Genomic DNA, 10,412 nt, shown 5'->3' with positions numbered 1-10,412 from the left:
CTCGCGCGGACATCCTGGCCTTCACCGCCTTCCCCAAAGACGTGTGGACCCAGATCTGGTCCAACAACCCCGCCGAGGCAGGGGTACCAGTTGGTGACATCGCCGCCACGGGCTTGGGCTATGCGAACCTCCTCTACATCGCGCTGATCGTGTTGCAGCTCGTCAAGGCACACGAGAGCGACCTCACCCTGTTGCTGGTGGAAGAGCCCGAGGCACATCTCCACCCACAACTTCAGATGGTGCTCCTCAGCTTCCTGCGACAGCAGGCCGAGGCCAGCAGCACGGGGACGATCGAGGGACTGCACCCCGCTGGGCGGGTGCAAGTGATCGTTACCAGCCACTCGCCGAACCTCGCGAGCGCGGTATCCGTAAGGAACCTGGTCGTGGTCGCTCGCGAGCTCGACGGTGACGTGTGGCGGACCACCGCAACTGCGCTCTGCGGCCTCGATCTGACCCACGCCCAGGTGCGCAAGGTCGACCGATACCTGACTGCTACTCGCGCGGCGCTCTTGTTCGCACGCCATGTGGTCCTGGTCGAGGGCATCGCCGAGATGCTGCTGTTGCCCTCGCTCGCTGGACGACATCTGTCGCCCACAGCCGGATCGGAGGGGGACTCCTTCGGATCCTCGGCGGCGCGGATTCGCCAGTTCCAAGCCGCAACCCTGGTCAGCGTCGAAGGCGTCGACTTCGATCCCTACCTCTCCCTGCTGCTACGCGGGGCTCACCGTCGTGTCGACAAGGTCGTCCTCGTAACCGACGGCGACAAGGGCGCCGGCGAGAAGAGGCGGGCGAAGTATGAGGCTGCGTACGGCGAGGCGGTCGCGGACGGCCGCCTGAAGGTCTGCGTCGGCGGGACGACGCTGGAAGCGGAGCTCTTCGCCCTGGCGGACAACGAGGCCGTCCTGAAGGCAGCGTTCATCGAGCTGCATCCGTTGTCAGCGGAGAAGTGGGCCAAGGTGGCGGAGGCGGCGGCTGACAAGACGCCCGCCGAGCGCGCCGCGCTGTTCGCTGCCGCGATTGGGAAGAGGGTGACGCCGGAGACCCCTAGCTTGGACCTGTCCAAGGGCGACTTCGCGCACCTTGTGGCAGAGGCCTTGGACGGCACGGGAGCCAACCTCGACGACACCTCTGATGGAACCCTCCCCATCTTGCAGATCCCCGTCTACCTCACCGACGCCATCGACGCTGTCTCCGAAATTGACAGTCAGACGTGACCACCAGCGAGGGCCTCAGCGAGGAGCAGGCGGCTGCGCTTGCTCCTGAGGTTCGGCATATTGAGGCCGGGCCGGGATCGGGGAAGACGAGGACCATCGTGGCGCGGTTTCGGCAGCGGTCTGGGACTTCTCGAGGTGTGGCTCTGTTGTCGTTCACCAACGCCGCCATCGACGTCGCCCGTTCGCGGTGTGTCGACGCGCCGCATCTGTTGGGGAGCCCGAACTACATCGGTACGTTCGACGGCTTCTTCCACCGATACGTCGTGACGCCAGCGGTGGTAGGCAGGACCGGCATGGTCCCGCGGTACGTGAGCAGTTGGGATGACCTGCCGGACCCGCTCTCGGTGGTACGGCTGCCGTCGGGTGGCCAGGGTGTCCGTCTGTCGCGGTGGGAGCGAACTGCCGGTGGCGTCATCGAACTGAACGAGGAGCGCCTCGGCCATGGCGAGCGGACGTTCCTCGGCAACATCCGCGGCGGCGCCCAGAACGCACTGCGACAGAAGGGGGTGCAGCGGGTCACCTCGCTTCTGGACAGTCACCTCTACTCCGCGTCCGAGGCGAGGCGAGTTGCACTGGAGCTGATCGCCGACCAGACCTCGGACCTCCTTCCACGACTCTCGCGGCGCTTCAGCGAAGTCATCGTGGATGAATTTCAGGATTGCGATCACACTGAGCACGATCTGCTGGAGACGCTCGAGCGGGGCGGCATTCACGTCGTGACTGTCGCCGACCCGGACCAGGGAATCTACGAGTTCCGACGGGCCGATACTGATCCCTACCATCGGCGCACTGGCGCCGTTACCGACGACGACACCGTCAACCTCACCACGTGTTATCGGTCGACCGATCCGATCTGCAAGCTGGTTACAAGCCTGCGATGCATCTCCGTGAGTGAGGTGAGCTCTCACTGTTCGGCGGGCGTCGAAACAGCACCGATCGAGGTCGTCGTCGGTGGCGGTGCTGCGGCTCGCACCGCAGCAATCAAGATCATTCAAGCTGCTGGGATCGCCCCGACGGAGACTCGAGTCATCGCGCACCGCAAGGCAGAAGCGCGACGGCTCGCTAACGCAGCCAAGAGCGCGCCGGATAGTGCGGCGAAGATGACAACGCTGCTGGTTGCGCTGCTAGACCTGCGCAACGGTTCTGATGCACGCACGCGCAAGGCCGCGATGAACCGGGTCGTGTCGACGATCCTCGACCTAGTGGACTGGGGCGAGACCGGTCCACCCCAGAGCCAGAAGGAGCAACTCGACCAGCTCGGGGTTACCGCCGACCAGGTGAGGATCCTCGCCAGCCGAATCGTCACGGCCTCCTCGGGTTGGACTGAAGCCAGCGAGTGCGCGTCCGAGGTCCGAGCAATCATCAAGGCCGGCGCCACCTCCTTCTCTCGACCGATGATCTCCACGCTCTCGAACCAGCTGTCGAAGCCCAGGAAGAACGTCTGGGACTGGTGGACGGCGTGCACCGCGTCGCTGTTGCCGGCTGACGCCGTCGCGGTCAAATGGGCCCACGTCCATGCGGTCAAGGGTGCCGAGTTCGACGCAGTCATCTACGCCATTCCCAGCCGGGCAAGCGACGGCAAGCACGTTCTCGACGACTGGAAGGACGGTCGCAACACCGAAGCACGAAGAGTGCTCTACGTCGGCGTCAGTCGTGCTCGAAAGATCGCGGTGCTCGTTGTGCCGCCAAGCCGCGAAAGCCAGCTGCTCGAGATCCTGGAACGGGACGGCGTACCCCACCACGTCACCCGCACGACCTGACGTCGGACTCTGCCCGACCCACTGGACTGGTGCACGGACCAAGCAGCGGTTCTCAGGCGGCACTAGCGATCTGACCCGACACAGCGGCGATGGCGATACGATCGGCCGCAGACCGCAAGGCGGGCAGGCAATACCTGAGGCATGCGGTGCGTCAACGGGCCGATCACCTGGACGTACCAGTGGGTACCGCGCGTCGAGCGTAGGACCGCGTGACTGCATAGTTTCCCCTTCCGGAACTCGGGTTGCCGGCTTGAGGCCCGCCGTTCTCCGGCGGGCCTCGAGCTTCGTCAGCACAATGAACGTCGTGGAACTTGCACACGAGATCCTGCGGGAATCGACAAGGCTCATACGACGCTACGAGGAACAGGCGCAGCGGGCCTCGGACGAGTCGAGCCGTCGGGCAAAGCGATCGACCGGACCAGTGTCGCCGGTGGTGATGAAGCCGCCTCCGAGCTGGAGCGCAGCCGACGGGTTCAGTCCGTATCTGACTAGGTCGCGCGCGAGCCGGATCGCCCACTCGGTTCGCCGTCAACTGCGAGACCGGACCTACCGCCCTCGCCAGCCGATCGAGTATCGAGTGCCGAAGCCCTCCGGCGGCGACCGGGGAGTGTCCATCTTTCAGGTTGCGGACAGCGCCGTCTCACGCGTCACCTTCGAGAGCCTCCTGGCAAAGAACCTCCCGCTCCTCAGCGCTCGCGCCTACGCGTATCGAAAGGATGTGTCGGCTCAAGATGCCGTCCAGTACCTCCGTTCAGAGATTTCCGACCGGAGCAGGATGTTCGTCGCAGAGTTCGACTTCAGTGCCTTCTTTGACTCAATCGCTCACGAACACATTCGCCGCAACCTGCGTGACTACAAGTTCCTCATGTCGAGCGTCGAACGGTCAGTCATCGAAGCGTTCTTGACCACTGCGCCACGCTCGAGCGGCTCCTACAGCGATGGGCACAACACCGACCGAGACCGCGGCGTGCCGCAAGGCACCTCGATCAGCCTCTTCCTCGCAAACGTTGCAGCGTGGGACCTCGACCGCAGCCTCGAACACACCGGGGTCGGGTTCACCCGCTACGCGGACGACACGCTGCTGTGGTCCGACGACTACGCCACCATCTGCCGAGCGACCGAGGTACTGGAGGACCAGGCGCGCCGTATGGGTGTCGAACTCAACCTCGACAAGAGTCCCGGCATCCATCTACTCGTCGACAACCCGGACAAGGCCGAGATGGCCGCGGTGCCCTCGATCGACTACCTCGGCTACGAAGTCGGCCTTCACTCGGCGCGCGTCAAGGCTGGCTCGATCGAGAAGATCAAGAACCACATCGAGAGACTCGTCTACTGGAATCTGTTGCACGCGCCCCAGAGCGGGAGCCAGCACCCGAGCAGAGTTGCCGCGCACGTAGACCGCGACTACGTGACGCTGCTATCTCAGATCCGCAGCTATCTCTACGGCGATCTCTCCGAACGCACGGTGCAACGGTTCCAACGCGGAGAAATCCCGTCGCGTCGGTTCAAAGGCGTGATGGCCGCCTACCCACTCATCGATGACGACGAGCAACTGGTCGCGCTCGACGGCTGGCTGGTCAACCTGCTTTACGTCGCAATGCAGAAGCGTCAGCAGCTCCTCACAGTTGCGGGCTTCCCAACTTCCGCCCAGCCGTATGGCCTGGCGCGGAGTGCCTTTGCAAGGGCAAAGACGAAAAGCGCGAGGACCCACGAGACGATCGACATGCGGATCCCTAGCTTCCGACGGATCGCCCGGGTCATGCGCCGCGCGGCCTCGTTCCACGGGCCAGGGCGGATTGGTAGATCCGCGCCGTACGGCTCGCCCTACTAGTTGAGTAGCGGCGCTGAACATTGACCAAGCTGGTCGTTGATCGTCGCTTCGTCATTATTCACCGCGGCGGCCCAGCCAATCTTTGCTGCATCTCGACACCAGCTGTTGTCGAGATGCAGCGAAAACGATGTCGAGATGCAGCGAACTTTGACTTTGCCTACGACAAGTTTGACTTCTCGGGTTATGTCAGGTCCGGGCGGCGCCTGGGAGTAGAATGGGCCGAGGTGAGCACGCCTGGTGCTGGTCTGCTGCGGGCCCCGGGGACGCCCTACGGCTCACCGGGCCCTGGTGCTTCCGTGCCGGTGGCGCGCAGGGCGCGCAGGGCGGTGTCGGTGACGTGGTCGAGGTAGTGGGGCTCGGCCGGTGCCTGCCGTACGACCATGCGCCAGTAGATCACGGCCGCAATGAGGTCCTGGGCCATCTCGATGTCGGTGTCCACCGGAAGGTCACCTCGGTCGATCGCTCGAGTGAGGAGTGACCGCAGGTGGGCGCGCCGCGGTTCCGCTATCGAGACGGTGATGGCCTCTGCGAGCGCAGGAGTCCGGTGGGCCTCGGCGATCAGGTCGGGGATGATCTTGGCGTAGGGCTCGGCCGTCAGCCACGCCGCCATCGACTCCGCGGCGGCGCGCATGTCCCGGCGCAAGTCACCGGTCTCGACGATGTCGGCCATGGGCACGCTGATGTCAGCGAGGACGGCGAGCACCATCTCCTGCTTGCTGGACCACCGGCGATAGAGCGCACTCTTGCTCGTCCCTGCCCGCTTGGCGACCGACTCCATCGCCAGCCGGCCGTAGCCACGCTCGACGAGCTCGGCAAGAACGGCCGCCACGATGGCGGCCGTGACGTCCGGTTGAAGGACGGCGGCTCCTGACGGCGGGCGGGTAGTCACGCGAACCAGCCTAACCTATGGACGGGACGGTACCGGCCGCCCTATGGTGCACGGACGGGACGCAACCGTACCGTCCCGCTAGGAGGAGGTCCAATGACGTCCATTGCCCCGAACCGCCGCCGGCCGACGGCCGACGGATCACTCGAGGCCCGGCTGGCGCAGCTCGACGGGCTGCATCCGCCTCGGCCGCTCTCCCCGGTCGACCGCGAGGAATTCCTGGCCGAGTCGCATGTCGCCGTGCTGGCGATCGACGCCGACTCAGGCCGCCCCCCGGCGAGCGTGCCGCTCTGGTACTCCTATGAACCCGGCGGTGACGTCGTGGTCAACACCTCCGTCTCGAGCCGGAAGGCTCGACTCATCCGCACGGCCGGCAGCGCCACGCTCACGGTGCAGCGCGCGACCCCGCCCTACCGCTACGTCGTCGTCGAGTGCCAGGTCGTCGATGCCATCCATCCGGCGCCCGTGCCCGTCCGCCGAGCGATCGCCCGCCGCTACCTCAGCCCCGAGGGAGCAGACATCGCGGTCGACCGCTACGACCCCGACGACCAGGTGCTCTTCGTCCTTCGACCACAGCGCTGGCACACGGCCGACTTCTCAGGCCCATCCCTTCCCACGACCGAACGCTCACCGGAGCCGGTCGGTTCCGCACACCCCGACAACGAACCCGGAGACCTCCATGACGAATGACGCCATCTCCAGCCCGAGCCAGGTCGCCGAGGACGCCCCGCGCCTACGACGGGGGACGGTCACCACGACGGGAATGATCTTCCTGGTGGTGGCGGCCACCGCACCGCTCACCGCGCTGAGCTCCAACATCTCCATCAGCATCGGTCTCGGCGCAGGCACCGAGACGGTGGGCTACCTCGCGATCGTGGGCGCCCTCCTGGCCCTCTTCGCGGTCGGCTTCCTGGTCCTGTCCCGCTATGTCGTGGAGCCGAGCGCGTTCGCTGCGTTCGTGACCTTCGGGCTGGGCCGCAGGCTCGGCTCCTCGGCGGCGTTCGTCGCTGCCCTGGCCTACGGACTCGCATCCACCGCGATGGTCGCGGCGACGGGGTACTTCGCCAAGCTGACGCTCGTCTCGTACGTCGACTCCTCACCGCCCTGGTACGTCCTCTCAGCGGTCGCGCTGTGCGTCGTCGCGATCCTGGGCGTTCGGGGCCTCGACATCGCCCAGTGGGTGATGGCCCTGCTGTGCTTGGCCCAGTTCGTCATCGTCATCGCGCTCTTCGCGGCCGTGCTGGTCCATCGTCCGGCATCGGCCTGGTCAGTGGACGGCATGCTCCCGTCCGCACCCTTCTCGGGCGCCGCCGCGCTGACGCTGGTCTTCTGCCTGGTCTGCTTCGGCGGCTATGAGGCCACCGCCGTCTACGGCGAGGAGGCGAAGGCACCACGCCGAAGCATTCGCCGGGCGACCTTCGGCGCGTTGGGGCTGCTGCTCGTCATCTTCGCCCTCGGGACCTGGACCCTCCAGGCCGCCCACGAGGACGTGGTCGCCCTGGCAACCGCCGACGCCGGCGCCCTGGTTCCCGCGACCGCTGAGACCTACCTCGGCGACTGGGCCGGTCCGGTCCTCAGCGTGATGGTGGCCTTCAGCTTCCTCGGAGCGGCCATCGCCCTGCACAACATGGGCAGCCGCTATCTCTTCGCGATGGGACGGGCCGGACGCCTGCCCGACGTCCTCGCACGTGTGCACCCCCGCCACGGCACCCCCATGGTGGGCACCGCGGTCCTGATCGCCCTGACTGCCCTCATCCTGGCCGGGTTCGCGACCCTGGGAGCGGACCCGCTCACCAACCTGTTCCCGGCGGTCTCCGGAATCACGTCCCTCTCGCTGGTGACGCTGATGCTCGGCTGCTGTGTCAGCGTGATCGTCGCGCGGGTGCGCGGCCAGGTGAGCGAGGGACCGTGGCAGACCATCGTCGCGCCCGCTCTCGCCGGCGCGGGCCTGATCGTCGTCATCGCGGCGATCGCCCGCAACTACGCGACCGTCACCGGCAGTGAGAACCAGGTCGTCGCCTGGATGCCATTGGTCCCCATCCTGATCGCGATCTACGGCTGGTTCCACCCGGGACATCCCGCGGAGGAAGGGTTGCACACGTCACGACGGGACGGTACCGTTCCATCGTGACTTCTTCCACTCCCTTGCTCTTCGCAGACCATCCCCAGTACTGGTTCGAGACCATGCGCATGCTGGGCCACTCGTCCTACGGCGGTTCGGAAGTCGGCGAGGTCCTGGCGACGTCCGCCGACATCACCGCGGGCGACCACGACAGCTGGTACGACGCGTGGCTGCGCACGGCCGATCGCGTCGCGGAGGGGGCCCGCCAGGATGCCGCGCAAGGCCGGCTGGTGAGCTCGCGTGAGGGCTACCTGCGGGCCGCGAACTACTACCGCAACGCCGACTTCTTCCTGCACGCCAAGCCGCACGATCCGCGCGTGGCGCACGCCTATCGCCTCGGCGTGCAGTGCTTCGAGGCGGCGATCGCGATCCCACGGCCCTTCGAGGATCCCGAGCGACCGAGCATCACCCCGGTCCGGATCCCCTACGAGAGCAAGACGTTGCGCGGCTACCTCTACCGGGGAGCGGCGGGCTCCGATGAGCAGGGCCCGACGATCGTCATGCACAACGGCTTCGACGGCAGCGCGGAGGAGATGCACTACTTCGGCGCCGAAGCCGCCGCCGAGCGCGGCTTCAACGTGCTCACCTTCGACGGTCCGGGACAGCCCGCCGCCGTGCACGAGCACGGCCTGACCTTCCGCCCGGACTGGGAGAACGTGGTGGGCCCGGTCCTCGACTTCCTCCTCGACGAACACGGCGACATCGTCGACGCCGAGCGCATCGCACTCCTCGGAGTGAGCCTGGGCGGTGTGCTCGCCCCTCGCGCCGCAGCCTTCGAGCCACGCATCTCCGCCGTCGTGTGCAACGACGGTGTGTACGACGCCCTCGGCGCGGTCGAGGTCCTCCTCGGTCTGACCCGCGCGGAGATGGAGCAACGCTGGCATGACCCGGCGTTCAACGCCGAGGTGGAGAAGGCAGCCGCCGAGCAGCCCACCCTGCGCTGGGCCCTCGATCATGGGCTCTGGGTCATGGGCGCCGCCGATCCTGCCGAGTTCGTGCGGACCTACGCCGAGTACAACCTCCTCGACGGCGTGGCCGAACGGATCACCTGCCCGGTCCTGGTCTGCGAGGCGGACAACGACCTGTTCTTCGCGGGCGATGACGTGGCGCTGCCCCAGCCCCGCCAACTGATGGCCCGACTGTCGGCTCCCGCCACCCTGATGACCTTCACCCAGGCCGAAGGGGCCGATGCGCATTGCCACGTCGGTGCCCAGCGGCTGGCCTCCGGACGCATGTTCGACTGGCTCACCGACACCTTCTCCGGCGCCTCGAAGGTCTCGACGCCATGACATCGCCCCTGCCGACCGTCAGTCCTGCGCACGCCGTCCTGCTGCGCTCGATCGAGCTGCTCGCCGCGATGGACCTCGACGGCTACGTCGACCTCTTCGCCGAGGACGCGGTGATCGAGTTCCCCTACGCACCAGCCGGACGGCCCAGGCGACTGGAGGACCCGGTGGCCGTACGCGACTACGTGATGGCGATCGGTGCCGCGGTCAGGATCGAGTCGTTCCCGAGCCTCATCGTGCACCAGCTCACCGATCCACACACGATCGTCGCCGAGGTCACGCTGCACGGCACGGCTGTCGAGTCCGGCGCACCCTACGACGTGCAGTACGTCTGGATCCTCGAGGAGCGCGACCAGCGGATCGTTCGCTTTCGCGACTACTGGAACCCCTCCCAGACCACGGCAGCGACCGGACCGGGCGGCGGGGACGACGCACGATGAGCGAGATCGGGACCGTGCTCGTCACGGGCGGCACCGGGCAGACCGGGCGCATCGTCACGCACCTCCTGCGCCGACGCGGGGTCGAGGTGGTCGTCGCCAGCCGACGCGCACCCCAGCAGCCACTTCCTGCTGGCGTCCGGCACGTCCGGTTCGATTGGGGAGACGCCACCACCTACGACGAGGCGCTGCGCGACATCGACAGCATCTACCTGCTGCCGCCTCCCCTGGACCCCGACCCGGTCGACGTCGTCGACCGCTTCCTGGACAGGGCGCGAGCCGCCGGCGCGCGACGGGCCGTGCTGCTCAACTCCTCGGCCTTCCCGCTGTGCGCATCCGGTCTGCACGCCGTGCGGCTGACGGTCCAGCAGATGCCGGAGTGGTCGGTGCTGCTTGCGTCCGGCTTCATGCAGAACTTCCTCGGCGAGCACCCCACCGCGATCGCCGTCCGCACCGACCATGAGATCGTCGCGGCCGCCGGCAGTGGCCGAATGGGATGGATCGACGCGGAGGACGTCGCCGCGGCCGCGGCGGCGCTGTTAACCCGTGCCGACCACTGCAGCCGCGAGCACGTCCTGACCGGGCCGGAGGCGCTGACCTACGAGCAGGTGGCGGCCACCATCGCCGCCACCTGGGACCTCCCCGTCCGCTACCGACCGATCACCCCCGCCGAGCGTGGCTCCCACCTCGTCGATGCCGGGCTCCCGGCGACATTCGTCGACGCCCTCGTCGGTGCCGACGTGCTGACCGCGAGCGGCGCCGAAGACCGCGTGACCGTCGAGATCCCACAGCTCCTAGGCAGGGACGCCACCTCCTTCGCCCAGTTCGTACGCCGTCACGCACCCCGCACCACGACGATCGATCGGGAGGAGTGAG

9 protein-coding genes and 1 pseudogene are annotated in these 10,412 nt (G+C 67.1%); 9 read left to right on the top strand and 1 reads right to left on the bottom strand.

The window, feature by feature from the left end; genetic code table 11:
* The 4 genes and pseudogenes from ACPZVR_RS22025 to ACPZVR_RS22010 all read left to right on the top strand — a co-directional run.
* Nucleotides 1-77: pseudogene (locus ACPZVR_RS22025) on the top strand (transposase); the annotation flags it as partial.
* A 72-nt stretch (nucleotides 78-149) separates the two neighbouring features.
* Entirely contained in the window at nucleotides 150-1,214 is a 1,065-nt protein-coding gene (locus tag ACPZVR_RS22020) for an ATP-dependent nuclease (RefSeq protein ID WP_436701834.1), read from the top strand.
* Nucleotides 1,211-2,974, top strand: coding sequence for a UvrD-helicase domain-containing protein (locus tag ACPZVR_RS22015; RefSeq protein WP_436701830.1), 1,764 nt, complete (start codon nucleotides 1,211-1,213; stop codon nucleotides 2,972-2,974). The genes ACPZVR_RS22020 and ACPZVR_RS22015 overlap by 4 nt, the downstream gene beginning before the upstream one ends.
* A gap of 304 nt (nucleotides 2,975-3,278) precedes the next feature.
* Nucleotides 3,279-4,805: a reverse transcriptase domain-containing protein gene (locus tag ACPZVR_RS22010; RefSeq protein ID WP_436701829.1), complete on the top strand. Its 1,527-nt coding sequence runs from the start codon at nucleotides 3,279-3,281 to the stop codon at nucleotides 4,803-4,805.
* 268 nt (nucleotides 4,806-5,073) lie between these two features.
* On the opposite strand, the gene ACPZVR_RS22005 is transcribed toward ACPZVR_RS22010, so the two are convergent.
* Entirely contained in the window at nucleotides 5,074-5,694 is a 621-nt protein-coding gene (locus ACPZVR_RS22005) for a TetR/AcrR family transcriptional regulator (RefSeq protein WP_436701828.1), read from the bottom strand.
* 93 nt (nucleotides 5,695-5,787) lie between these two features.
* Between ACPZVR_RS22005 and ACPZVR_RS22000 the strand changes: the two genes are divergently transcribed.
* The 5 genes from ACPZVR_RS22000 to ACPZVR_RS21980 are packed head-to-tail and all read left to right on the top strand — an operon-like array spanning nucleotide 5,788 to nucleotide 10,411.
* Nucleotides 5,788-6,381: a pyridoxamine 5'-phosphate oxidase family protein gene (locus ACPZVR_RS22000; RefSeq protein ID WP_436701827.1), complete on the top strand. Its 594-nt coding sequence runs from the start codon at nucleotides 5,788-5,790 to the stop codon at nucleotides 6,379-6,381.
* Nucleotides 6,371-7,822, top strand: coding sequence for an APC family permease (locus tag ACPZVR_RS21995; protein ID WP_436701826.1), 1,452 nt, complete (start codon nucleotides 6,371-6,373; stop codon nucleotides 7,820-7,822). The genes ACPZVR_RS22000 and ACPZVR_RS21995 overlap by 11 nt, the downstream gene beginning before the upstream one ends.
* Nucleotides 7,819-9,102 (top strand): alpha/beta hydrolase family protein, encoded by a 1,284-nt coding sequence (locus ACPZVR_RS21990; RefSeq protein ID WP_436701825.1) that lies wholly within the window; start codon nucleotides 7,819-7,821, stop codon nucleotides 9,100-9,102. Before ACPZVR_RS21995 ends, ACPZVR_RS21990 begins: the two co-directional genes overlap by 4 nt.
* Nucleotides 9,099-9,539 (top strand): nuclear transport factor 2 family protein, encoded by a 441-nt coding sequence (locus ACPZVR_RS21985; protein ID WP_436701824.1) that lies wholly within the window; start codon nucleotides 9,099-9,101, stop codon nucleotides 9,537-9,539. The genes ACPZVR_RS21990 and ACPZVR_RS21985 overlap by 4 nt, the downstream gene beginning before the upstream one ends.
* Nucleotides 9,536-10,411 (top strand): NAD-dependent epimerase/dehydratase family protein, encoded by an 876-nt coding sequence (locus ACPZVR_RS21980; RefSeq protein WP_436701823.1) that lies wholly within the window; start codon nucleotides 9,536-9,538, stop codon nucleotides 10,409-10,411. Before ACPZVR_RS21985 ends, ACPZVR_RS21980 begins: the two co-directional genes overlap by 4 nt.
* Nucleotide 10,412: the final 1 nt, after the last annotated feature.

Origin of the sequence: Nocardioides segetis (genome assembly GCF_051390595.1) — a bacterium.
GTDB lineage: Bacteria > Actinomycetota > Actinomycetes > Propionibacteriales > Nocardioidaceae > Nocardioides.
Note: the sequence above shows the minus strand (reverse complement) of the source record. Positions and strands in the feature narration are given on the sequence as shown.

Coding starts and splice junctions, on each gene's coding strand:
- ACPZVR_RS21980 (WP_436701823.1), top strand. CDS start 9,536: ATGAGCGAGATCGGGACCGTGCTCGTCACGGGCGGCACCGGGCAGACC.
- ACPZVR_RS22000 (WP_436701827.1), top strand. CDS start 5,788: ATGACGTCCATTGCCCCGAACCGCCGCCGGCCGACGGCCGACGGATCA.
- ACPZVR_RS21985 (WP_436701824.1), top strand. CDS start 9,099: ATGACATCGCCCCTGCCGACCGTCAGTCCTGCGCACGCCGTCCTGCTG.
- ACPZVR_RS21995 (WP_436701826.1), top strand. CDS start 6,371: ATGACGAATGACGCCATCTCCAGCCCGAGCCAGGTCGCCGAGGACGCC.